This is a genomic window from Streptomyces sp. ActVer, from assembly GCF_027270795.1.
In the GTDB taxonomy this organism is placed as follows: domain Bacteria; phylum Actinomycetota; class Actinomycetes; order Streptomycetales; family Streptomycetaceae; genus Streptomyces; species Streptomyces umbrinus_A.
Window position 1 is genome coordinate 1 of sequence record NZ_JAPWHT010000134.1, and the last position, 22,914, is coordinate 22,914.

21 protein-coding genes are annotated in these 22,914 nt (G+C 70.5%); 18 read left to right on the top strand and 3 right to left on the bottom strand.

Annotated elements, in window-relative coordinates:
- The first annotated feature begins 78 nt into the window (after positions 1-78).
- The 3 genes from O3Q52_RS22445 to O3Q52_RS22455 all read left to right on the top strand — a co-directional run bounded on the left by O3Q52_RS22445 (position 79) and on the right by O3Q52_RS22455 (position 2,661).
- Positions 79-1,707, top strand: a complete 1,629-nt coding sequence (locus O3Q52_RS22445; protein ID WP_269650580.1) for an MFS transporter — start codon at positions 79-81, stop codon at positions 1,705-1,707.
- A 46-nt stretch (positions 1,708-1,753) separates the two neighbouring features.
- Complete coding sequence (locus O3Q52_RS22450; protein ID WP_269650562.1) at positions 1,754-2,272, top strand: hypothetical protein; 519 nt, start codon at positions 1,754-1,756, stop codon at positions 2,270-2,272.
- 191 nt (positions 2,273-2,463) lie between these two features.
- Positions 2,464-2,661 (top strand): hypothetical protein, encoded by a 198-nt coding sequence (locus O3Q52_RS22455; RefSeq protein ID WP_269650563.1) that lies wholly within the window; start codon positions 2,464-2,466, stop codon positions 2,659-2,661.
- Positions 2,662-2,702: 41 nt separating this feature from the next.
- Here the strand turns inward: O3Q52_RS22455 and O3Q52_RS22460 are convergent, their stop codons facing one another.
- Positions 2,703-3,197, bottom strand: coding sequence for a potassium channel family protein (locus O3Q52_RS22460; protein ID WP_332112931.1), 495 nt, complete (start codon positions 3,195-3,197; stop codon positions 2,703-2,705).
- Between the two features lie 311 nt (positions 3,198-3,508).
- Here O3Q52_RS22460 and O3Q52_RS22465 point away from each other — a divergent pair, with 311 nt between their 5' ends.
- The 4 genes from O3Q52_RS22465 to O3Q52_RS22480 all read left to right on the top strand — a co-directional run bounded on the left by O3Q52_RS22465 (position 3,509) and on the right by O3Q52_RS22480 (position 6,547).
- Positions 3,509-4,171 carry an HdeD family acid-resistance protein gene (locus O3Q52_RS22465; RefSeq protein ID WP_269650564.1) on the top strand — a complete coding sequence of 221 codons (663 nt, stop codon included), beginning with the start codon at positions 3,509-3,511 and terminating at the stop codon, positions 4,169-4,171.
- Between the two features lie 121 nt (positions 4,172-4,292).
- Positions 4,293-4,757: an SHOCT domain-containing protein gene (locus tag O3Q52_RS22470; protein WP_269650565.1), complete on the top strand. Its 465-nt coding sequence runs from the start codon at positions 4,293-4,295 to the stop codon at positions 4,755-4,757.
- A gap of 52 nt (positions 4,758-4,809) precedes the next feature.
- Complete coding sequence (locus O3Q52_RS22475) at positions 4,810-5,256, top strand: hypothetical protein (protein ID WP_269650566.1); 447 nt, start codon at positions 4,810-4,812, stop codon at positions 5,254-5,256.
- 115 nt (positions 5,257-5,371) lie between these two features.
- Entirely contained in the window at positions 5,372-6,547 is a 1,176-nt protein-coding gene (locus tag O3Q52_RS22480; protein WP_269650567.1) for a hypothetical protein, read from the top strand.
- A gap of 97 nt (positions 6,548-6,644) precedes the next feature.
- Here the strand turns inward: O3Q52_RS22480 and O3Q52_RS22485 are convergent, their stop codons facing one another.
- Positions 6,645-7,064: a RidA family protein gene (locus tag O3Q52_RS22485; RefSeq protein ID WP_269650568.1), complete on the bottom strand. Its 420-nt coding sequence runs from the start codon at positions 7,062-7,064 to the stop codon at positions 6,645-6,647.
- 180 nt (positions 7,065-7,244) lie between these two features.
- On the opposite strand from O3Q52_RS22485, the gene O3Q52_RS22490 reads away from it, so the two are divergent.
- From O3Q52_RS22490 to O3Q52_RS22530, 9 genes are all read left to right on the top strand, one after another.
- Positions 7,245-7,727 carry a cupin domain-containing protein gene (locus O3Q52_RS22490; protein WP_269650569.1) on the top strand — a complete coding sequence of 161 codons (483 nt, stop codon included), beginning with the start codon at positions 7,245-7,247 and terminating at the stop codon, positions 7,725-7,727.
- Positions 7,724-8,638, top strand: coding sequence for an acyl-CoA thioesterase II (locus tag O3Q52_RS22495; protein ID WP_269650570.1), 915 nt, complete (start codon positions 7,724-7,726; stop codon positions 8,636-8,638). Before O3Q52_RS22490 ends, O3Q52_RS22495 begins: the two co-directional genes overlap by 4 nt.
- A 41-nt stretch (positions 8,639-8,679) precedes the next feature.
- Positions 8,680-10,359 carry an AMP-binding protein gene (locus tag O3Q52_RS22500; RefSeq protein WP_269650571.1) on the top strand — a complete coding sequence of 560 codons (1,680 nt, stop codon included), beginning with the start codon at positions 8,680-8,682 and terminating at the stop codon, positions 10,357-10,359.
- An 11-nt stretch (positions 10,360-10,370) separates the two neighbouring features.
- Complete coding sequence (locus O3Q52_RS22505) at positions 10,371-12,752, top strand: bifunctional salicylyl-CoA 5-hydroxylase/oxidoreductase (protein ID WP_269650572.1); 2,382 nt, start codon at positions 10,371-10,373, stop codon at positions 12,750-12,752.
- Between the two features lie 425 nt (positions 12,753-13,177).
- Positions 13,178-14,515 (top strand): hypothetical protein, encoded by a 1,338-nt coding sequence (locus O3Q52_RS22510; protein ID WP_269650582.1) that lies wholly within the window; start codon positions 13,178-13,180, stop codon positions 14,513-14,515.
- A 121-nt stretch (positions 14,516-14,636) separates the two neighbouring features.
- The gene (locus O3Q52_RS22515) at positions 14,637-16,856 is read left to right on the top strand and encodes an NADP-dependent isocitrate dehydrogenase (RefSeq protein WP_269650573.1); all 2,220 of its coding nucleotides are present in this window, start codon (positions 14,637-14,639) and stop codon (positions 16,854-16,856) included.
- A gap of 153 nt (positions 16,857-17,009) precedes the next feature.
- Positions 17,010-18,506 (top strand): cytosine permease, encoded by a 1,497-nt coding sequence (locus O3Q52_RS22520; protein WP_269650574.1) that lies wholly within the window; start codon positions 17,010-17,012, stop codon positions 18,504-18,506.
- The gene (locus O3Q52_RS22525) at positions 18,503-19,063 is read left to right on the top strand and encodes a cysteine hydrolase family protein (protein ID WP_269650575.1); all 561 of its coding nucleotides are present in this window, start codon (positions 18,503-18,505) and stop codon (positions 19,061-19,063) included. The genes O3Q52_RS22520 and O3Q52_RS22525 overlap by 4 nt, the downstream gene beginning before the upstream one ends.
- A 140-nt stretch (positions 19,064-19,203) precedes the next feature.
- Positions 19,204-19,485, top strand: a complete 282-nt coding sequence (locus tag O3Q52_RS22530) for a metal-sensitive transcriptional regulator (RefSeq protein ID WP_269650576.1) — start codon at positions 19,204-19,206, stop codon at positions 19,483-19,485.
- A gap of 25 nt (positions 19,486-19,510) precedes the next feature.
- Here the strand turns inward: O3Q52_RS22530 and O3Q52_RS22535 are convergent, their stop codons facing one another.
- On the bottom strand, positions 19,511-20,776 hold the full coding sequence (locus O3Q52_RS22535; RefSeq protein ID WP_269650577.1) for an alpha-L-fucosidase: 1,266 nt from the start codon (positions 20,774-20,776) through the stop codon (positions 19,511-19,513).
- Between the two features lie 225 nt (positions 20,777-21,001).
- On the opposite strand from O3Q52_RS22535, the gene O3Q52_RS22540 reads away from it, so the two are divergent.
- Positions 21,002-22,243, top strand: coding sequence for an acyl-CoA dehydrogenase family protein (locus O3Q52_RS22540; RefSeq protein WP_269650578.1), 1,242 nt, complete (start codon positions 21,002-21,004; stop codon positions 22,241-22,243).
- Positions 22,244-22,364: 121 nt separating this feature from the next.
- Positions 22,365-22,772 (top strand): SseB family protein, encoded by a 408-nt coding sequence (locus tag O3Q52_RS22545; RefSeq protein WP_269650579.1) that lies wholly within the window; start codon positions 22,365-22,367, stop codon positions 22,770-22,772.
- Positions 22,773-22,914: the final 142 nt, after the last annotated feature.

The following is a 22,914-nucleotide window of genomic DNA, read 5'->3' on the forward strand; positions in this document are numbered from 1 at the left end:
GGGTGGCGGCAGGGCATCGGCCCGCCGCTGCCCGGTGGACTCCGCCGGGCCCCGGGGCGACTCGGCGAGGTGGGCACCTTGAGGCACTGGCGGGCGCTGATGGTCCTGGGTACGGCCCAGTTCCTGATGGTCCTGGACACCTCCGTCATGAACGTGTCCATCAGTCAGCTGGTGGAGGACTTCGACACCGAGGTCACCGCGATCCAGGCCGTCATCACGCTGTACGCGCTGGTCATGGCCGCTTTCATGATCATCGGCGGCCGGCTCGGGGACATCTTCGGACGCCGTCGCCTGTTCCTGTTCGGGCTGGTCGTCTACGCCACGGGGTCGGCCCTGACCGCCGTGGCCCCCACCCTGTGGGTCCTCGCGCTGGGCTGGTCGGTCATCGAAGGACTCGGCGCCGCGCTGGTGCTGCCCGCCATGGCGGCCCTCGTGGCCGAGGCGTACCGCGGGCGGGACAGGGCCGTGGCGTACGGCGTGATCGGCGGACTCGCCGGAGCCGGAATCGCGGTCGGCCCGCTGCTGGGCGGCTGGGTGACGACGTACCTCACCTGGCGACTGGTGTTCGCCGGTGAGGTCGTGGTCGTCCTGATCGTGCTCTGCTTCCACCGGGCGATCACGGAGGAACCCAGGACCGGTCCGAGCCCCCGCCTGGACGGGGTCGGCGCCGCACTCTCGGCGACCGGGCTCGCGCTAGGCGTCCTCGGGGTGCTGCAGAGCGGCTCCTGGGGATGGGTGCAGCCCCGCAACCCGCCCTTCACCGTCTTCGGCTTCGCGCCGACCCTGTTCGTCGTCGCTGCCGGGGTGGCCGTGCTGGCCGCGTTCGTGCACTGGGAGAAGCGGCGGGAGGCGACAGGCGCCGAGCCCCTGGTGCATCTGCCCCTGCTGCGCAAGCCCGCGCTGCGATCCGGCCTGATGACTCTGGTGAGCCAGAACCTCATCCTGCTGGGACTGTTCTTCACCATCCCGCTGTATCTGCAGGTGGTGCAGGGCTTCGACGCCTTCCAGACAGGTCTGCGGCTGCTCCCGGTGTCCATCACCATGCTCGCGGCCTCCATGGTCGCCGCCCGGCTCGGTCGGGCGGCCGGACCGCGCCGGGTGGTCCGGCTGGCCCTGCTGACCCTGACCGGCGCCATCGTGTGGCTGCTGGCCACCATCGACCCGGTCATCGACGACGCGCAGTTCGCCGGAGCCATGGCCCTGCTCGGAGTGGGCATGGGTCTGCTCGCCTCGCAGCTGGGCAACGTCGTCCAGTCCAGCGTGGGCGAGGAGGAGCGCAGCGAGGCCGGGGGTCTGCAGTTCACCGCACAGAACCTGGGCTCCGCGCTGGGCACCGCCCTCATCGGATCACTGCTCATCGGCGCCCTGGCCCATGCCTTCACCACGCAGGTGGAGAAGAACCCGCAGCTGTCGGAGGAAACTCGGCAGCAGACCGGTGTCGCCCTCGAAGCGGGCATCACCTTCGTGCCCACCGACCAGGTGCGCTCGGCCGCCGAACGCGCCGGGCTGCCGCCGTCCGAGGTCGACGCCCTCGGTGACTCGTACGCGTCGGCGCAGCTCAACGGTCTGAAGGCGGCGATCCTCGCCACCGGCGGAATCACACTCGCCAGCTTCCTGGTCACGCCGCATCTGCCGACCCGAGTGGCCGGCCGTCCGAAGCAACCCGACGCCGGCGCGCCCACCGGGTCGACCGGCTCGACCGCCTGACCGATCGGCTCCGGCCGGCCGACTCCGAAGGACCAGGGAGGTCGCGATGTCCGAGGCCGAGCACGCCGCGGCCCGAGCGCGCAGCGCCGGGCCCGGGGCCCGTGCCGACTACACCGGTGGCGTCTACGGATCCATGCTCGCCGCCTCGGTGATCGTCGGCGCCGGCTCGCTGGGCGAGTTCCCACGGCTGGAACTCGTGTTGCTGCTGTTGCTCACCGGTGTGGTGTTCTGGATCGCGCATGTGCACGCCCAGCTGTTCGGGGCGCGCCTGGCGGAACTGAGTCTGGACCGTGCGATCGTGCTGCGGGTGTGCCGTGACGAGTGGCCGATCGTCAAGGCCGCCGTCCCTCCTGCCGTCGCCCTGGCCGTCAGCCCTCTCCTGGGCCTCGACCTGTCGGGCTCCCTGTGGCTGGCCCTCGCGGTCGCCGTGGCGGGCCATGTGGGCTGGTCGGCGGCCGCGGCACGGCGGGCCGGCGCCTCCTGGCGCCTGGTGGCCACCACCGCCTCGGTGAACCTGCTGCTCGGGCTGCTGATCATCGCGTTCAAGATCTACCTGACCCATTGACGGCATGGACGCATTGACGGCGTTGGCGCGGGAAGCCCCGCCTCGGGGAGCGGGGAGCATCGACGCAGGTGAAGCGCGTGCCGACCGCCGTATCACCTCTACGGGGTGAGGCCGGGCGGTCCGCCGAGGCGGAGGATCGCAGGGTAAGGCCGCAGCCCGCCTGTCCCAGGCCACCCGCGGGAGGGCAGCTCATGCGCTACGAGATCCGCGTCGACGGACACATGTCGGAGACGCTGACGGGTGCCTTCCCGGAGCTGGATCACGTGCTGATGTCCGGTCAGACGGTCCTGTACGGCTCCGTTATCGACGAGGCACATCTGTACGGGCTGCTGGCCCGCTGCCGGTCGCTGGGACTGCGGGTCCTGGAGATGCGCCAACTGCCGGAGTGACACCTCCGCCGGAAGCCCGCTCCCTGAGCCCTCCGTGCGTCCTACTCCGGCGGTGGCTCCCGGCCCTGCCGTCGCAGGCCCGCCCGGACCGCGCCCGCGAGCACCTTGGCCGCGATGCCCACGAGGACCAGTCCGCCGAGCATCTGGAGCATCGTCACCACGCGTCCTGTCTGGGACAGGGCCGTGATGTCGCCGAACCCGACGGTGGTGAACGTGGTCAGGGTGAAGTACAGCGCGTCGGTCCTGTTCAGCGGTTCGCTGAAGGAGCCCGGGGAGGAATGGTCCAGCAGGTAGTAGACGGACGAGAACAGCACCAGATACAGCGCCAGCGTGACGGCCAGTGCCTCGACGGCCTTCAGGCGGGGCAAGGTCGAGCGCATGATGGCCCGTACCTCCCAGAGGAAGACCAGGACGACCGCCAGCAGGCCGCACGTGAGCAGCGTCGCGGTGCGGGCCGTGCCGCGCCCGTCCAGGGGCAGCAGGTAGTACGCGGTGACGAGACCCGCCGCGATGCCCACGGCTCGTACGACGGACACGACTGTCTCCCGCCGCCCCGGACCCGGTCGTTTCCGGTACGCCGCCTGCTCGGACCGGGCTGACTCGGTAGGGGCGGCCGCGGGATCGCTCAGGTCAGCCGCTCGATCATCCATCTCGTGTCTCTTCGTCCCGCGCGCCGCACGTCGGCGCGTGTCCTCCGCCCCACCTCATCGCTCCGGCGGCCCGCACGGATCACCCGCCGGGGGTGACCCGGTGGCCTGCGACGGGCGGCACGCTGAAAGGCGCGATCCCCGTGTGCCGCCTCGTCGGCGGCCCGGGAACGACCGTCCCGATCGCGCGAGGAGGAGCCATGACCGTGTCGCGTGATCCGGCACCGGGCGCCGGACCGGCCCATCTGTCCGACGGGGCGGCCCCCGTCCCCGCCGCCGACCCGGCGGCGGTGCTGGAGAAACTCGGGCGCTCCTGGACGTGGGTCCTGGGCTCCGCGATCGCCACGCTCGTGCCGGGCATCCTGATCCTGGTCTGGCCGGAGGGGACCCTGCACGTCGTGGCGGTCCTCATCGGCCTGTATCTGCTCGTGACCGGGGCGTTCCGGTTCGTCGGGACCTTCGCCAGGGAAGACCACGGCGAACGGCTGCCCGGACTGCTCCTCGCCGTGCTGTACGTCCTCGGCGGGGTGCTGTGCCTCAGGAACCCGCTGCAGACCATCGCCGCGCTCTCACTGATCGTCGGGATCGTCTGGGTGGTGTCCGGCATCCTCACCCTCTACACGGCCCTCGCCGCCCGGGACCTGCCCCACCGGGGCTTCGTCCTCGGCATCGCGGTGATCGGCATCGTCGCGGGGATCGTGGTGCTGGCCCTGCCCTCCGAGTCCGCCCGGGCACTGACCCGCCTGCTGGGACTGTGGCTCGTCCTGCTCGGCGTGGCCGAGGTGGCCCTCGCTCTCGCCTGGCGCGCCGCACTGCGCAGGGCCGGTATCGCGGGGTCGCACGACCCCGCCCGGACCGCCTGAGGCCCCACCCGGCCCGGCTCCCCTCACCCGCCTCGGGTGAGGCCGCCAGGCCGTGGTCATGCGCAGGCTGGAGACGACAGACAAACGGCCGGCGGGCGAATGCCCGGGACGGAGGAAAGAGATGAGCGGGTCGACGTACCTCGCGTACGACTATCCCCTGCTGAGCGTCTTCTGGTCCATGCTGGTGTTCTTCGTGTGGATCATGTGGTTCGTTCTGCTCTTCCGGATCGTCGTCGACATCTTCCGTGACGACGACATGAGCGGCTGGGCCAAGGCCGGCTGGCTGGTGCTCGTCATCCTCCTGCCCTTCGTGGGCGTCTTCGTCTACGTGATCGCCCGCGGCAGGAACATGGGCCGTCGGGAGGCCGCGCAGGCACGCGCACAGCAGGAGGCCTTCGCGAGCTACGTCCGGGAGACCGCCAAGGGCGGCGACGGCAGGCCCAGCAGTGCAGACGAACTCGCCAAGCTCTCCGAGATCCGCGGCCGCGGCGACATCACGGACGAGGAGTTCCGCAGGGCGAAGGAACTGGTCCTGAGCGGCCACGGCCCGTCGGAACGAGCGGGCGGCTCCGCCTCCGGCGGCTGACGGCACCCGCACCGGCCGAGGGCACCCCACGAGACCGAATCGAGGCAGCACGATGACCGCCACACACAGCGCACCATCCGCAGCGCACGACCCGCAGGCGGCCAGGCGGCCGTGGGCCCACGGCCTGACCGCCTTCGCAGCCGTCATGCTCATGATCGCCGGTGTACTGGACATCTTCCGGGGCGTCATGGGGATCGCCGAGGACGACGTCTTCGTCACGACACGCGACTACGTCTTCGCGTACGACCTCACCGGCTGGGGCTGGATCCACCTCATCCTGGGCGCGGTCGCCGTGCTCGTCAGTCTCGGGCTCTTCCAGGCGTCGTTGTGGGCGCGCGTCGCCGGCATCGCCATCGCCGGCTTCATCATCATCGCCAACTTCCTGTCCCTGCCGTACTACCCGGTCTGGTCGATCGTGATGATCGCCTTCTCGGCGTTCATCATCTGGGCCCTGTGCGTGGTCCGGCAGGACGACTCCGGTGAGTACGACCACTCCTGAGTACGACCGCTCCCGAGTGTTCGACGCGAGCGTTCAAAGCATCATGAGCGGGCTCATATAGGCTGCACGCTCTGTCCGTTGCAGCCCGTATCACCTTCCCCAGGAGAGTCGCTCAGTGACCGTGGAGACCGCTCAGCCCGCATCGGCCGTCCAGTCCGCCGACGAGACACCCGGAGAAGGAACGCCCGCGGACGAGGCCTTCTGGGAGGAGCCCGGAGCGTCCGACGACGGGGCTCCGGGCGGCTCCACGCACGGCATCGTGGCGCAGGCCACCGCGAGCGACGCGGTGGCGCAGGGCTCTCCCATCGACGTGGTGGCTCAGGACGCCCGTGACTTCGGGGCGTACGTCCGGGCCGGCGGCTGGGCTTTCGCGCTGAAGGTCGCCCGCAGTGTGCGGCCCGGCGGGGAGGCCGCGGGGGAGACGCCGAAGATCTCCGCGAAGGAGTTCGCCGAACTGGCCGGATGCTCGCCGGAGCGGGTCATGCGCTACTACAAGGCGTGGGACAAGGCGGCCGACGACGGGCTCGTCCCGTACTTCGAGGCGCTGGCCCCGGGCCAGGACGTGGAGCTGCCGGACTCCGACGTGTGGCACTCGTACTACATCTCCCGTTCCAGCGCCGCCTCCGACCGCGGCACCGCGATCGCCGCGGCGGCCGAGGCCGAGGGCATCAGGCCGACCAAGGCCCTGGAGGTCGCGGAGAATCCCACCGCGCTGCGTGCCGCGATCCTGGCCGACCCCTCCACCGCCAAGGCGGCCCGCGCCGCGCTCCTGGACCGGCTCAAGGAAGACCCGTCCCTGCAGACCGAGCTGGCGCGTGACATCGCCCGTACCGACGATCTGAAGAAGGCGGTCGCCACCGAGACGCAGGCGGCGAGCCGGATCGGTTACGTCCGTCAGATCGTCGAGAACGGCCAGGTCAAGACCCCCGCCGGGCAGACGATCGACGCCCCCGCCGAACTCCGTGCCGAGGCCGAGCGCCACCTGTCCCTCATCGACGAACTCGACGAGGACGAGGACACCGGCGAGTGGGCCACCGACGCCTACGACACGGTGAAGGACCTCGTCGCCCAGACCGTCCAGGCCAACCCCGAACTCCGCCTCCAGGAGCGTCGGACGAAGTTCTACAGCAGCCTGCAGAAGGCGACGAAGGTCTTCGAGGAGCTGACCTTCGACGACGTGGACGACCTCGACACCATCTACGAGGACGACATGCTCCAGCGTCTGGAGGAACTCCAGCAGGCAGTCGGCATGTGCATCACGGCCCTGCGGAAGGCCGCCCCCGGGAACTGACCGAGCGTCCTGCGACTGACCTGAGGCCTCGGTGGCCGCCCCGACGTAGGGGCGGCCACCGAGGCCTCAGTCGTGGGGCTCGCCGACCCGCCCCTGTTCACCGACTCGGTCGAACGATCCGTTCCTCCGGGATCACGGCCACGCCGAGGATCTCGATCATCGCTTCGGGCTGCCACAGGGCGGTGCAGCCGATGCCGGCCATCGCCGGGTACACGGGCCCGGCGAGTTCGCGCCAGACCCTGCCGATCTCCTTGCCTTGGGCCTGGTAGTCGGGGATGTCGGTGAGGTAGATCGTCACGCTGACCAGGTCCTCAGGCAGGCCGCCCGCCTCCCGGAGCGTCGTCAGGACGTTGCCGAACGCCTGGCGGAACTGCTCGACGATGCCACCAGGAACGATCTTCATATCGGCGTCGAGGGCGGTCTGCCCGCCGAGATGCAGGGTGTTCCCCGCCAGGGTTCCGTGGGAGTAGCCGCTGGGCGTCGGCAGGGCAGCCGGGTTCACGGGGATGTGCTTCATGCGGCCTCCGGTTCGAGGTCGGTCGCGGTCCGATCCGACGATCCGTACAGTGGCATGTATTGACAGTAAATGACGGTCGTGAAAAAAACGAGATAGCGCAAACGTGACCGAAGCCGTTTGAACCGAAGCCGTTCGAACCGAAGTCGTCCGAGCCGTCACGACTGAAACGGAGCCCCCTCCATGGAGCCCGACCTCAGCAAGTACCGCCTTGAGGGCGACAACTCGATGTACCGGCTCCCCAGCGGGCTCGTCGCACCCGTGGTGACCCGCGCCGGTTCCGAGAGCGCGAACACCGCAGACTCCGGTGGGGCCGTCCGGGTCTCGGGCGTCAGCGCCCAGCACACCCCGGCCCGGCGGCTCTGGTTCGGCAAGGTCAGCAACGAACCCGGCTACCGCTCGGTCACCCACCACCACGGCGAGGCGGAGACGGGCGGCTACGTCCTGTCGGGGCGGGCCCGTATCTACTTCGGCGAGAAGTTCGAGGACTACGTCGACATGCAGGAGGGCGACTGGGTCTTCGTGCCGCCGTTCATGCCGCACATCGAGTGCAACCTCTCGCGCAACAAGCCGCTGACGTGGATGACCACCCGGACACCGGAGAACATCGTCGTCAACCTGCCCGACATCGCGGACGCCGACCTGCGGGATTGGCTGGACCGATGACGAACGGGACCCCGCCCACCTCGGAGATCTTCACCGCGGCCGTCGCGCTGACACCGGCCGAGCCCGAGCACTTCGATCTCGCCTTCACCGCCGTCACCCAGCCCTGTCCGTGGCCCAAGGCGTACGGCGGAGACCTGGTCGCCCAGGCCGCCGCCGCGGCCATGCGGTCGGTGACCGACGGCAAGTCCCTGCACTCCATGCACAGTTACTTCCTGCGCCCGGCCGACATCGGGGCGAGCGTGCGCTACGAGGTGGAGGTGCTGCGCGACGGCCGCGGCTACAGCACTCGCCAGGTACGCGGCTACCAGAACGGCAAGACCCTCTACGTCTGCCTGGCCAACTTCGCCGCGGGGGAGCCCGGTCAGACCTTCGAGGCCGAACTCCCGGAACTCGCCGAGGACTTGCCCGGCCCCGAGGAGCTGCCCGGCTCGGCGGCGTACCTCGCCGACCTCAGCGGCGGTTCCATGACCGAGGAGTCGAAGGCCTACTGGTCCGGTGGCCGCGGCTTCGACATGCGGCACGTGCCCGGCCCGGTCTACCTCACCGTCGAGGGCAAGCAGGTCCCCCAACAGGCCGTGTGGCTCAAGCCGTTCGACCCGCTCCGGCACGTCGAGGGGCTCACCGACGCCCAGCGGGACCTGGCCGCGCTGGCGTACGTCTGCGACTACACGATCCTCGAACCCGTTCTGCGCGTACTCGACCTGCCCTGGGCCAAACCCGGGCTGGTCACCGCCAGCCTCGACCACGCCATGTGGTTCCACCGACCCGAACCCGTCGGCGACTGGCTCCTCTACCTCCAGGAGGCCGGCGCCGCCGACGCGGGCCGCGGTCTCGGCTCGGGTCGCTTCTTCACCCGCGACCACCGTCACCTGGCCACCGTGGTCCAGGAGGGCATGATCCGCCCCACCTGACCCGCCGCCTCCACCGGTGGGCTCCCGGAAGGACTCCCGCGTTGACTCCTCCGTCGCCTCTCCCGATATCCGCGATCTCCGCGCACCTGGACACCTTCACGCGCGATCACCTGCCTCCCGCGCATCTGTTGCCGACGATCGAGTTCAGCACTCCGGAGCTGCGGTACCCGGAGCGGCTCAACGCCGCCGCCGAGCTCATCGACATCCCCGTATCGACGTTCGGAGCCGACCGTCCGGCGCTGCGCACACCGGCCGGGGAGACCTGGTCCTACGGTGAGCTGCGGACCCGGGCCAACCAGGCCGCCCAGGTGCTGACCGAGGACCTGGGGCTGGTCCCCGGGCAGCGGGTCCTGCTGCGGTCGCCCAACAACCCCTGGGCAGTGGCGAGTTGGCTCGGCGTGCTCAAGGCCGGGGGAGTGGTCGTCACCGTCATGGCCGCGCTGCGCGCCCGCGAGATCGCCCCGATCGTCGAGCGCACGAGTCCCTCCGTCGCGCTGGTGGACCAGCGGTTCGCCGAGGACGTGCACGCCGTCCGGGACGCCGGTCCTTCGGCGCTGACGGTCGTGGAGTTCGGCGGCGACGGTCCTGACGACCTCGTGGCGCGGGCCGGTACCAAATCCGGCGAGTTCACCACCGTTGACACCGCCGCCGACGACGTGGCGCTCCTCGCGCCGACGTCCGGCAGCACTGGCGTCCCGAAGATCACCATGCACTTCCACCGCGACATCCTGTCCATCGACAACACCTTCGGCCGCCATGTGCTGCGCCTGCTCCCCGACGACCTGGTCGCCTGCAGCGCGCCCTTCGCCTTCACCTTCGGCCTCGGCATGCTCGTCGTCTTCCCGCTGCGGGCCGGCGCCTGCGCCCTGCTGACCGAGGCCGCCACACCGCTCCAACTCGCCCAGTACGTAGACGAGTTGGGTGTCACCGTGCTAGCGACAGCCCCCACTGCGTACCAGGCGATCCTGCGGGAGGGGCAGGAACAGCGGCTCGCCGGGCTGCGCGTCGGGGTGTCGGCCGGTGAGCACATACCCCGGGCCGTCTGGGAGCGGCTGAGGGACCGGCTCGGACTGCGGATCGTCGACGGGATCGGCGCCACCGAGCTGCTGCACATCTTCCTCTCCGCCGCCGGTGACGACATCAGGCCCGGAGCCACCGGGAAGCCGGTGCCGGGCTACCGCGCCACGATCCTCGGCCCGGACGGCTCGGAGCTCGGGCCCGGCGAGCCGGGGCGGCTCGGCGTCATCGGCCCGGTCGGCTGCCGCTACCTCGACGACGAACGCCAGAAGGACTACACCGTGGACGGCTGGAACGTCACCGGCGACGTCTTCCACCGGGACGAGGACGGCTACTTCCACTACCACGCCCGCGGCGACAGCATGATCGTCTCCTCCGGCTACAACATCGGCGGGCCCGAGGTCGAGGCCGCCGTGGACACCCATCCCGATGTGCTGGAGTCCGCCGTCGTCGGCAAGCCCGACTCCCAACGCGGCTTCGTCGTCTGCGCGTTCGTCGTGCTCCGCGAGGGCGTGCCGGGCGATGCCGCCAAGGCCAGGGAGATCCAGGACCACGTCAAACAGGTCATCGCTCCCTACAAGTACCCGCGTGACGTGCGGTTCTGTGACGCGCTGCCCCGCAACGCCAGCGGCAAGCTGCAGCGGTTCGCACTCCGCAGGATCGTCGAGGACGAGCAGGCCGCCACGGCCGCCGTCGAGCAGTGAGAGGAACTCCCGTGAAGATCGCGATCGTTGGCGGTGGCCCAGGCGGCCTCTACTTCGCTGCTCTCATGAAACAGCTCGACCCGGCCCATGAGATCACCGTCTGGGAACGCAACGCCCCCGACGACACGTTCGGCTTCGGTGTCGTCTTCTCCGACGAGACGCTCGGCGGCATCGAGAACGCCGACCCGGAGTTCGCCGACGCCATGGCACGGCGGTTCGCCCGCTGGACCGACATCGACATCCACTACCGGGGCCGCAGCCACACGATCGGCGGCCAGGGCTTCGCCGCGATGAGCCGCAAGGACCTGCTCCGGCTGCTGCAGGAACGTTGCCGCAGACTCGGTGTCTCCGTGCACTACTCGGCGCTCGCCCCTCCGGTGGACGACCTGAGCGCCTCGTACGACCTGGTGGTGGGGGCCGACGGCCTCAACTCCCAGGTCCGGGCCGCCCGCGCGGACGTCTTCCGCCCCTCGCTGGACCGGCGGCACAACAGATACATGTGGCTCGGCACCGACCGGGTCTTCGAGGCCTTCCAGTTCTTCGTCAGGCAGACGGAGTGGGGGACCATGCAGGTCCACGGCTACCCCTACTCCGAGACCGGCTCCACCTTCATCGTCGAGATGCACGAGGACGTCTGGCGGCGGGCCGGCTTCGACGACACCGAGGAGACCGAGTTCCCGCCGGGCGCCTCCGACGAGCGGGCCGTGGAGCGCGTCCGCCACCTCTTCGCCGAGGAGCTCGCGGGCCACCAGGTGTTCGCCAACAACTCGAAGTGGCTGGCCTTCACCACCGTACGCAACGAGCGCTGGCACCACGGCAACCTCGTCCTCGTCGGTGACGCCGCGCACACCGCGCACTTCTCGATCGGTTCGGGCACCAAGCTGGCGATGGAGGACTCGCTCGCCCTCGCCGCCTGTCTCCACGAACACCCGGACATCGAGAGGGCGTTGACGGCGTACGAGGCGGAACGGCGACCCGTCGTCGAGTCCACGCAGCGGGCGGCGCAGGCCTCGCTGGAGTGGTTCGAGAACATCGGCATGTACGTCCACCAGGAGCCGACCCAGTTCTGCTTCAACCTGCTCACACGCTCGCGCCGCATCACCTATGACAACCTCCGCACCCGCGACCAGGAGTTCGCCGACCGCGTCGACGCCGCCTTCGCCGAGTCGCAGGGCCTCGACGAGGTCGCGCCTGCGATGTTCCAGCCGTTCCGGCTCGGGGAGCTGGAACTGAAGAACCGGGTGATCGTCTCCCCGATGGACATGTACTCCGCGGTCGACGGCGTGCCCGGCGACTTCCATCTCGTCCACCTCGGCTCCAAGGCCATGGGCGGGGCCGGACTGGTGATGACGGAGATGGTCTGTGTCTCGCCCGACGCCCGCATCACCCCCGGCTGCACGGGGCTGTGGACCGAGGAACAGCGTGACTCCTGGGCGCGGATCGTGTCCTTCGTCCACGACCGCAGCACCGCCCGCATCGGCCTCCAGCTCGGCCACTCGGGCCGCAAGGGCTCCACACGGCTGATGTGGGAGGGCATGGACGATCCGCTGCCGGACGGCAACTGGGAGACCGTCGGCCCGTCGCCACTGCCGTACGGCCCCGGGTCGGCCGTTCCGCGCGAGGTCACCCGCGCCGACAGGGACCGGATCACCGCCGACTTCGTCGCGGCCGCCCGCCGGGGCGCGGAGGCGGGCTTCGACCTGCTCGAACTGCACTGTGCGCACGGCTACTTGCTGTCGTCGTTCCTCTCACCGGTCGCCAACCACCGCACCGACGAGTACGGCGGTTCGCTCCAGAACCGGCTCCGGTTCCCCCTGGAGGTCTTCGACGCGGTCCGGGCCGTCTGGCCGGCCGAGCGGCCGATGATCGTGCGCATCTCCGCGACCGACTGGGTGCCGGACGGCAACACCGAGCACGACGCCGTCGGCATCGCCCGCGCCTTCGTCGCCCATGGCGCGGACGCCATCGACGTCTCCTCGGGACAGGTCACCAGGGACGAGGACCCCGCGTACGGCCGCTCGTACCAGACCCCGTTCGCGGACCGGATCCGCCACGAGGTCACCGCCGCGACCGGCACCGCGGTCATCGCGGTCGGTGCGATCGCCTCCTACGACGACGTGAACTCGATCCTCCTGGCGGGCCGCGCCGACCTGTGCGCGCTCGGCCGCACCCACCTCTACGACCCGCACTGGACGCTGCACGCGGCGGCCGAGCAGGAGTACCGGGGCGCCGCGACCCGGTGGCCGGTTCAGTACGGGGCGGGCAGCCGCAAGCCGCCCACCTCGCGCACGGACGCCGTGCGCCCCCGTCTCTCGCTGCTGCGCGCCGACGACTCCGACCAGAACGTCCATCTGCGCTGGACCCCGCCCCGCGAACCGGCGACGGTCACCTGAGCCGACGGAGGGTACCTCTCCGACAACCCATGCAGTGAGCCGTGCGGCGCAGCCGATGAGCGCGCCGCACGGCTCTCGTGCGTCAGGTCCGCGGGCCCGGGGTTCGGCGGGGGCGTTGCTCCGGACAGCGGAACGTCTCCCTCCTGCCGCACTGCGCCCTCGAAGATCACGCGCTAATTTGGCCATGTTTTCACCGGATAACACCTTTCGTCCTGCCTGCCTCGGCGGAGACGGAAGAGGCCCCGCGCCCGCGCGGGGACGAAGGGTGGGCGATGGCCAAGACCTTGAACGACACGCTCGTCCCGGCCGAGCGCCACGGATCGACGCGGGCCGCCCGCGTCGGTCCACGCACCGGAGGCAGGGCCTGGCCGGCAGCGGTCGCGGCCGCCTTCACGCTGGCCCAACTGGCGCTCGTACGCCCCGGGATGGGCCTCGGCTGGGACGAGTCGGTGTACGTCAGTCAGGTCAGCGGTCACACCCCGGCGGCGTTCTTCAGCGCCCCGCGCGCCCGCGGTGTCTCGTTACTGGTCGCGCCGATCGCCTCGTGGTCCTCGTCCACGGAACTGCTGCGGGTCTATCTGGCCCTGCTGTCCGGGCTCGGCCTCTTCCTGGCGCTGCGCGCCTGGCGCGGACTCTTCCCCGCACGGGTGCTCGGCGCCGGCGGTGCCCTGTTCGCCACGCTGTGGGTGACCGTGTTCTACGGCCCGCAGGCCATGCCCAACTACTGGGTCGCCATCGGTGCCCTGGCAGGTGTCGGCTACTTCCTGCGCGCTCAGGCCGACCTCGACGACCGGGCGGCTCTGTGGGGCGTCGGCGCGAGCGCGGCCCTGATGGCGTGGATGCGGCCCACCGACGCCGTCTGGGTCACGCTTCCGTTGTTCGCCGTGCTGGTGTCCCTTCCTCGCTGGCGACGACCACGCTTGTTGGCAGCGCTTGCCGTGGGGCTGGCGACCGGGGCGGCGCAGTGGGTCGTCGAGGCGTACGTCGGTTTCGGCGGCCTGAGCGAGCGGCTCGCCGACGCCTCCGGGATCCAGGGCGGCCTCGGCTGGAACATCGCCGTCCTGGACCAGCTGCGCACCCTGGGCGGACGCAGCCTGTGCCGCCCGTGTGACGGATCGATTCCGGCCACACCGATGATCCTGTGGTGGTTCGTCCTGCCGCTGCTCGCCGCCGTCGGACTCGCGGTCGCGGTCAGGGCCCGGCGTACCGCAGGCTCTCTCCTGCCCCTGGCCTGCGCCACGACGGCGGGCATCCCGTACCTGTTCATGATCGGATACGCCGCGCCGCGCTTCCTGCTCCCCTACTACGCGCTGCTGGTCATCCCGGTCGCCGACGCGCTCATCCACCTCGTCACCGCGTCGATCCGCAAACGGCGACCGGTGGCCGCAGTCCTGGTGGCGCTCGGTCTCGCCGGGCATCTGGCGGTCCAGTACACGGTGCTGACCCGCACGGTGGACCGCACCACCGCCTCACACCGCGACTGGGCGCGCACGGCGGCCGAGCTGCACCGACTCGGCGTACGGCCGCCGTGTCTGCTGACCGGGCACCTCGCCATCCCGATCGCCTTCTACGCGGGCTGCCGCTCCGTCCAGACGCAGGGGCACAACGCCAACACCACCCCGGCGGACATCGTCGGGGCCGCCGAGCGGCTGCCGGTCGCCGCCCTCACGACACCGAAGGGGCAGGCGCCCGAATTCGCCCGGACCTGGGAACAGCACCGGATCGCCGGCCTGCTCCTCCACGTCGCGCCCGCCGCGCTCTGAGCCCGCCGCGGACGGCCTCCGGCCGGACTGTGACGTACTTGTGCGGCCTCCTGTCCGGTCAGGTCCGATCAGGAGATATCTTGATGTCGAGCAATGTTGCAGACGTGGAGCGGAGCACCCGGTGACTGACTCGACCATCATCTATACGCACACTGACGAGGCCCCGGCCCTGGCGACCTATTCGTTCTTGCCGGTGGTCCAGGCGTACGCGTCGCAGGCCGGTGTCACTGTGGAAACCCGTGACATCTCGCTGGCCGGACGGATCATCGCCCTCTTCCCCGAGTTCCTGGAGGAGGGCCAGCGCATCCCCGACGCCCTCTCCGAGCTCGGTGACCAGGCCAAGACGCCCGAGGCCAACATCATCAAGCTGCCGAACGTCTCGGCGTCGATCCCGCAGCTGAAGGCCGCGGTCGTGGAGCTGCAGGCGCAGGGCTACGCGCTGCCCGCCTACCCGGACGACCCGAAGACCGACGAGGAGCGCGACATCCGCGCCCGTTACGACAAGGTCAAGGGCAGCGCCGTGAACCCGGTGCTGCGCGAGGGCAACTCCGACCGCCGCGCGCCCGCGTCGGTCAAGAACTACGCGAAGGCCCACCCGCACCGCATGGGTGCCTGGACCTCCGAGTCGAAGACCAACGTCGCGACCATGGGTGTCGACGACTTCCGTTCCACCGAGAAGTCCGCGGTGATCGCGGAGGCCGGCTCCCTGCGCATCGAGCTGGTGGGCGACGACGGCTCCACCACGGTCCTGCGCGAGTCCGTACCCGTCCTCGCGGGCGAGGTCGTCGACGCGTCCGTCATGCACGTCGCCGCGCTGCGCGAGTTCCTGACGGCGCAGATCGCCCGCGCCAAGGCCGAGGACGTGCTGTTCTCCGTGCACCTCAAGGCCACGATGATGAAGGTCTCCGACCCGATCGTCTTCGGGCAAGTGGTGCGCGCCTTCTTCCCGAAGACGTTCGCGAAGTACGGCGAGACGCTCGCCGCCGCCGGTCTGACCCCGAACGACGGTCTGGGCGGCATCTACAAGGGCCTGGAGTCCCTGCCCGAGGGCGACGAGATCAAGGCGTCCTTCGACGCCGAGCTCGCCGACGGCCCCGCGCTCGCCATGGTCGACTCAGACAAGGGCATCACCAACCTGCACGTCCCGTCCGACGTCATCGTCGACGCCTCCATGCCGGCGATGATCCGCACCTCCGGCCACATGTGGGGCCCGGACGGCGGAGAGGCCGACACCCTCGCGGTCCTCCCGGACAGCAGCTACTCCGGCGTCTACCAGGTCGTCATCGACGACTGCCGCGCCAACGGCGCCTACGACCCGTCGACGATGGGCTCGGTCCCGAACGTCGGTCTGATGGCGCAGAAGGCCGAGGAGTACGGCAGCCACGACAAGACCTTCGAGATCCCGACCACCGGCACGGTCCGCCTCGTCGACCAGGCCGGGAACGTCGTCATCGAGCAGACGGTCTCGGCCGGCGACATCTTCCGCGCCTGCCAGACCAAGGACGACCCGATCAAGGACTGGGTCAAGCTCGCCGTCACCCGCGCCCGCGCGACCGGCGACCCGGCCGTGTTCTGGCTGGACGAGAGCCGCGCCCACGACGCCGTGCTCATCGAGAAGGTGAAGCAGTACCTGCCCGAGCACGACTCCGAGGGCCTGGACATCCGCATCCTGGCCCCGGTCGAGGCGACCAAGCTCTCCGTGGAGCGCATCCGCCGCGGCGAGAACACCATCTCGGTCACCGGCAACGTCCTGCGCGACTACCTGACCGACCTGTTCCCGATCCTGGAGCTGGGCACCAGCGCCAAGATGCTCTCGGTCGTCCCGCTGATGAACGGCGGCGGCCTCTTCGAGACGGGCGCCGGCGGCTCCGCGCCGAAGCACGTGCAGCAGCTCGTCAAGGAGAACTACCTGCGCTGGGACAGTCTGGGCGAGTTCCTCGCGCTGGCCTCCAGCTTCGAGCACCTCGCGCAGACCACGGACAACGCGCGTGCCCAGGTCCTCGCGGACACGCTCGACCGCGCGACCGCCACGTTCCTGGAGAACGACAAGTCGCCGAGCCGTCGCCTCGGTGGCATCGACAACCGCGGCAGCCACTTCTACCTCGCCCTCTACTGGGCGCAGGAGCTGGCCAGGCAGACCGACGACGCGGCGCTCGCCAAGGCGTTCGCCCCGCTCGCCGAGACGCTGACCGCGCAGGAGCAGACGATCGTCGACGAGCTCATCGCGGTGCAGGGTTCGCCTGCCGACATCGGTGGCTACTACCAGCCCGACCCGGCCAAGGCCGCGGCTGTGATGCGGCCGTCCGCGACGCTCAACGCGGCGCTGGCCACGCTGGCCTGATCGCTCTGCTGGGCCCGGTGCGTTGTCTGCGGGTCCGTCGTGGCTGGTCGCGCCCACGCGGCGGAGCCGCATATCGATACAGCCCCGCGCCCCTTTGGGGCGTGGGGCCTGTAGCCGCTCCGAAACTCCCGACCCCAGACAGGCAGGTCGAAGATGACGGACCCCTCCGGCAGAGGAGCAGGCACTCGGCAGCTCCAGGTGGAGGTGCATGGCCTCGATGTGATCGGTGATGCCGAGCGCAAGGGCACGCCCCGGACTCTGTTCTGGCCCTGGTTCGGCGCCAACGTGTCGATCCTCGGCCTGAGTTACGGGTCCTTCGCGCTCGGGTTCGGGATCTCGTTCTGGCAGGCGCTGGCCGCCGGGGTGATCGGGATCGTCTTCTCGTTCCTGCTCTGCGGGTTCGTCGCGGTGGCGGGAAAGCGCGGCTCCGCGCCGACGATGGTGCTCAGCAGGGCGGCCTACGGCGTCCGGGGCAACCGGCTGCCCTCGGTCGTCTCCTGGATGCTCACCGTCGGCTGGGAGACCGTGCTCACGGCCCTGGCGACTATGGCCACCGCGACGGTTCTCGACCGGCTCGGCTGGGGCGGCGGCACCGGCACCAAGGTGGTCGCCCTGATCGTCGTCGGGGCGCTCGTCGTGATCGGCGGAGTGATGGGCTTCGACCTGATCATGCGGCTGCAGACGGTGATCACGGTCGTCACCGGTGTGCTGACCCTCGTCTATATCGGGCTCGTCGCCGACCACATCCACTGGTCGGCCGTCAGTGCCGTACCGTCCGGTTCCGCGCAGGAGTTCATCGGCGCGCTGGTCTTCATGATGACCGGCTTCGGCCTCGGCTGGGTCAACGCCGCCGCGGACTACTCGCGCTATCTGCCGCGGGACTCCTCCGGCCGGGGCGTGGTCGGCTGGACCACCTTCGGCGCCTCGGTGGCACCCCTGCTCCTGCTGGTCTTCGGCCTGCTGCTCGCCGGCTCGTCCACCGAGCTCAACACGGCCATCGCCGCCGACCCGATCGGCGCGCTGACCACGATCCTGCCCACCTGGTTCCTGATCCCCTTCGCCGCCGTGGCCGTACTCGGTCTCGTCGGCGGCGCGGTCCTCGACATCTACTCCTCCGGCCTCGCCCTGCTCGCGGCGGGCCTGCGGGTGCCGCGCTATCTGGCGGCCCTGCTGGACGGCGTCCTGATGATCGCGGGCTCGATCTACATCGTCTTCCTCACGGACGACTTCCTGGGCCAGTTCATCGGCTTCCTCACCACACTCGGTGTGCCCGTCGCCGCCTGGTGCGGTGTGATGCTCGCCGACCTCGCGCTGCGGCGCCGCGACTACGACGAGGCGGACCTGTTCCGCACCCGCGGCCGCTACGGCGACGTCGAACCGCTCCCGCTGCTGCTGACCCTCGCCGCCACGGCGATCGGCTGGGGCCTCGTCACCAACACGGCCGCAGGCTGGCTGGAGTGGCAGGGCTATCTGCTCGGCCCGCTGGGCCTCGGCGGCAAGGACGGCTCCTGGGCCTACGCCAACCTCGGCGTACTCGCCGCGCTCGCCCTCGGCTTCCTCGGCACCCTCGCACTCGGCCGCGGCAGGGTCCGTACGCAGGAGGCGGCGCCCCCGAGCCGACGGCTGGACGTGGAGGTGCCGGGCGCATGAGCCGACCGGGATCCCAAGGACTGCTGGCCGTCATCGACATGCAGCGGGTGTTCGCCGAGCCGGACAGCCCCTGGGCCGCGCCCCGCTTCGACGAGGCCGTGGACGGGGTACGCCGCCTGCTGCCGGCCTTCGCGGGACGCGTCACCTTCACCCGGTTCCTGGCCCCCGAGAAGCCCGCCGGCGCCTGGCGGGCATACTACGAACAGTGGCCCTTCGCGCTGCGGCCGCCGGAGGACCGGCTCTGGGGCCTGGTCGATGAACTCGCGCCCCACGCCCGGCACTTGGTGGACGCTCCGACCTTCGGCAAATGGACCCCGGAACTGGCCGAGCGGGTCGGTCCCGAGGGCTTTCTGGTGCTCGCCGGAGTCAGTACGGACTGCTGTGTGCTCTCCACCGCGCTGGCCGCCGCCGACGCCGGAGTGGAGGTGTGGGTGGCGGCCGACGCCTGCGCGGGAGCGGACGACGCCTCGCACACCAAGGCCCTGCAGATCATGGACCTGTACCGGCCGCTGATCCGGGTCGTCACCGTGGCCGAGGTGCTCGCCCGGGTCGCGTGAGCACCTGAGCATCGGCCTCGTGAGCGCCTGAGCACCCGTCGCGTGAGCACCCGAGCAACGCAGGCCCCACACGGCACCCCAGGCCCCATCAGGCGAGCCGTACCATACCGGGTGGGGTATATATCGAGGGAGCGCTCCACATGGAACTGCAGATGGCGGCCGACGAGCTGAAGTCCGTGATCAACCGGCTCAAGCGGGCCCAGGGGCAGATCGCGGGCGTGATCAACATGATCGAACAGGGGCGGTCCTGCGAAGAGGTGGTCACCCAACTGGCAGCGGCCTCAAGGGCGTTGGACCGCGCCGGGTTCGCGATCATCGCGACCGGGCTCCAGCACTGCATGACCGACGAGGGCGGCGAGCGGGATCTGGACCGCGACCAGATGCGGGCACGCCTGGAGAAGCTCTTCCTGTCCCTCGCCTGACGCGCCCCTTCCGGAAAGGCCGTCGTCAGAGGCGCCCCGCTCCCGTGTAGAGGTCCAGCTCCCCTTCGAGTTCGACGGCGATCACCGTCGCCTGGTCGTCCAGATCGGCGGCCGTGGGCGCGTCGATCCACGTCACACCGGGAACGGTGTCGAGGCCGCCGGTGACGTGGTGGCCCAGTTCCGCGCCCGTGCCGAGGACCGTGGCCCGCAGGACCGGGTTGCGCAGACCGCGGATCGAGACGGATTCGCGGGGAGCATCGAAGCACACCAGGTACAAGGTGCGCCGGTCGGCGGACAGGGTGCTGGGGCCGTAGTGGTGCCCGGCGGGCAGTCCGGCGACCGTGCCGTACACGGCGTCGGAGTGCCGCGCGATCCACGCGCCGAGGCCCTCCAGACGTTCGACCTGCTCCTCGGGGATCGTCCCGTCCTCGCGGGGCCCGGCGCCCAGCAGCAGATTGCCGCCCATGCCGATCGTCTCGGTGAAGTACCGCACCAACTGGCGCACCGACTTGAAGTCGCGGTCCTGTGGCCGGAAGCTCCACGAGTCGTTGATCGTGAGGCACAGTTCCCACGGGCCCTCCGGGGCCCGCAGCGGGGTGCCCTGCTCCGGCGTCGCGTAGTCGCCGTAGCTGAGCATGCGGCCGTTGAGGATGGTGTCCGGGTTGCCGGAGAGGATCAGCTCGGCGAACTCGCCCATCCGCCACTGCTCCTCGGTGCGCTCCCACTCCCCGTCGAACCAGAGGACGTCGGGCCGGAAGCGCTCGACGAGTTCGCCGACCTGGCCGTCGCGGTAGGCGAGATAACGCGCCCAGGCCGCCGGGTCCTCCTTCCCGGGATCGGCGTGCGAGTACTCGTTGGGCGGCACGATGATCGGCCCGGGGTGCCGCTGACTCGCGTAGTCCGGGTGGTTCCAGTCGGAGTGCGAGTAGTAGAGGCCGACCTTGAGGTCCCGGGCGCGCAGCGCGTCGACGAAGCCGGTGACCAGGTCGCGCCCCGCCGGAGTGTCCCGCACCACGTCGAGATTGCGGTGGTCGGTGTCCCAGAGGGCGACACCGTCGTGGTGCCGGGCGGTGAGCACCGCGTACCGCGCGCCCACCCGGGCGAACAACTCCGCCCAGGCGTCCGGGTCGTAGTGCGACGCGGTGAAGCCGTCGAGCTGATTCATGTACTGCTCGTGCGTCATCTCGCCCGTGTAGAACGACCAGGACTCGGCGGCGCCGCCCACGGCGTAGATGCCGTAGTGGATGAAGATGCCCAGCTTGGCATCGGGAAACCAGGGTTGCATCGGCATGGCTCCACGCTAGGCGCGCACCCGGTTCGACGCGTGGGCGACGGTCACCACTACTGGTTCGTTTTCACCCTGGGCGCCGGATGCCGTGCCATCGCTCTGCGCGCCACCGGAGCACTCCCGTACGGAACTACTTGGCGCTATCCGGTGGGTACAGCAGCGGCCCGTGGCGTGTTCAATCACGTGTACCGCGTCACGAACGGACGGCCCCACACGTCAGGAGGCACCGTGATCGCCGCTCCCGAGCCCGGACTGACCGAACGCGAACTGATCGACCGAGCCGTCGCCCTGCGGCCCGCACTGCTCGAACGCCAGCCGGAGACCGAGCGGTTGACCCGCTATCCGAAGGACACGCACGACGACTTTCTGCGGGCGGGCTTCTACCGGATCCTGCAGCCGCGCCGCTACGGCGGATACGAGTTCGGCCTGCAGACCTTCTACCGCGTGGTCACCGAGATCGCCCGAGGCTGCCCCTCCACGGGCTGGGCGCTCTCCCTGACCGCCGCCCATGTGCTCCAGATCGCGGCGCAGTTCGAGGAGCGGGCACAGGACGAGATCTTCGGAGACGACGGCGAGTTCCGCGCCGCGTCCACCGTCATGCCGGTCGGCGTGGCCCGCCCGGACGGCGACGGGCATGTCGTCCTCGACGGAACCTGGCCGTACGCCTCCGGATCGCCGTACTCCACCCACTACGTCGGCCAGACCCTGCGAGCCCCGGAGAAACCGGGTGACCCGCCCGGACCGCTGGTGCTGTTCGTCGCGCCGCGCCCCGTGTGGACGCTGCTCGACGACTGGCACGGCGTCCTCGGGCTGCGCGGCAGCGGCTCCAACAGCATCCGCATGGAGCAGGCCCGTATCCCCGAGTACTTCACCCGGGAGGCGAGCCTGCTCGACCTGCCGGTGGAGGGCGGCACACCCGGATCGAAGCTGCACGGCAACGCGCTGTACGCGGGCCGCGCCCCCAGCTTCTACCACGGGGAACTGGCCGCCATCATGGTCGGCACCGCGTACGCGGCCGCCGACGAGTACGCCCGGATCGTCGCCGAGAGGCCGCTGATCCTGGAACCCGACCGCACGCGGGCCGAGCTCCACGACTACCAGCGCCACCTGGGCGAGGCACTCGGTGCGATCCACACCGCCGAGGCGGCCCTCCAGCGCAATGCCGAGGACTACATGGAGACCTGCCGCCGCAACGTCTCCGGGGAGGCGCCCTTCACCATCGCCGACGACAACCGGCTCGCACTGGTCTTTCTCACCGCCGGCCGCATGGCTTGGGACGTCACGCAGAGCATCCTCTTCCGCACGGCGGGTTCTCGCCACGCCCGTGACGGCGCGCGGATGCAGCGCTACTTCCGGGACGCCGCCACGTACTGGTCGCACATCGGGCCGAGCATGGCCGAGCCGCTCGCGCGGCGCGTCGGCTGCGACCGGCTCGGGCTGCCCTCGCACGACATCCCGCTGATTCCGTGAGCGTTCGGTGACGTCCGGGTGAGATACGCATGGCACATCCCGCGACGGGTACGCGACCAGCCGCGCCCGGGTCGGAACCTGGTCCGGGCGGCCTGTTTTCGTTACTACGTCGGGATGTGCCATGGAGATTTCCTCGAACGACAACGTCACGGCGGAGGCCGAGCGAGCGCTTACCGTGCTGGCCGAGAACGCCGAGGACGGCGATGCCCTGGACACCCTGGCCGGCAGTGACGTGCTGGTCCCGGTGCCGGACGACGCCGATGACGAGGCGGCCGGTGATCCCTCCGTCGTCGCCCTGCCCGTGATCGAGCAGCCGGGCGGGGACCCGCTGGTTCCGGTGTTCACCTCGGAGGTGCGGATGGCCGAGCTGCTGCCGTCGGTTTCGCGCTACCGCCTGGTGCCGCTCGGTGCGCTTGCCGCGCAGTGGCCCACCAGTGATGTCTCGCTGAGCATCGACGCGAGTGCTCCGCATGGGCTGACGCTCAGCTCACAGGGTGTGCGCGCGCTGCTGGCACGGCCGCACGCCTGAGCGGGGCGTGTTCTGGGGCGCGGGATGCCTTTGGCTCCCGCGCCCCTCGTTCGTTCTCGGCTGCGGCTGAGTGGGGGCTGGTCGCGCAGTTCCCCGCGCCCCTAAGGACAGACGCCGGGCTGGGCCCGCGCCCCTTCAGGGG

Coding starts and splice junctions, on each gene's coding strand:
- O3Q52_RS22475 (WP_269650566.1), top strand. CDS start 4,810: ATGACCGCCACACACAGCGCACCATCCGCAGCGCACGACCCGCAGGCG.
- O3Q52_RS22450 (WP_269650562.1), top strand. CDS start 1,754: ATGTCCGAGGCCGAGCACGCCGCGGCCCGAGCGCGCAGCGCCGGGCCC.
- O3Q52_RS22525 (WP_269650575.1), top strand. CDS start 18,503: ATGAGCCGACCGGGATCCCAAGGACTGCTGGCCGTCATCGACATGCAG.
- O3Q52_RS22455 (WP_269650563.1), top strand. CDS start 2,464: ATGCGCTACGAGATCCGCGTCGACGGACACATGTCGGAGACGCTGACG.
- O3Q52_RS22545 (WP_269650579.1), top strand. CDS start 22,365: ATGGAGATTTCCTCGAACGACAACGTCACGGCGGAGGCCGAGCGAGCG.
- O3Q52_RS22485 (WP_269650568.1), bottom strand. CDS start 7,064: ATGAAGCACATCCCCGTGAACCCGGCTGCCCTGCCGACGCCCAGCGGC.
- O3Q52_RS22520 (WP_269650574.1), top strand. CDS start 17,010: ATGACGGACCCCTCCGGCAGAGGAGCAGGCACTCGGCAGCTCCAGGTG.
- O3Q52_RS22490 (WP_269650569.1), top strand. CDS start 7,245: ATGGAGCCCGACCTCAGCAAGTACCGCCTTGAGGGCGACAACTCGATG.
- O3Q52_RS22535 (WP_269650577.1), bottom strand. CDS start 20,776: ATGCCGATGCAACCCTGGTTTCCCGATGCCAAGCTGGGCATCTTCATC.
- O3Q52_RS22495 (WP_269650570.1), top strand. CDS start 7,724: ATGACGAACGGGACCCCGCCCACCTCGGAGATCTTCACCGCGGCCGTC.
- O3Q52_RS22510 (WP_269650582.1), top strand. CDS start 13,178: ATGGGCCTCGGCTGGGACGAGTCGGTGTACGTCAGTCAGGTCAGCGGT.
- O3Q52_RS22465 (WP_269650564.1), top strand. CDS start 3,509: ATGACCGTGTCGCGTGATCCGGCACCGGGCGCCGGACCGGCCCATCTG.
- O3Q52_RS22530 (WP_269650576.1), top strand. CDS start 19,204: ATGGAACTGCAGATGGCGGCCGACGAGCTGAAGTCCGTGATCAACCGG.
- O3Q52_RS22470 (WP_269650565.1), top strand. CDS start 4,293: ATGAGCGGGTCGACGTACCTCGCGTACGACTATCCCCTGCTGAGCGTC.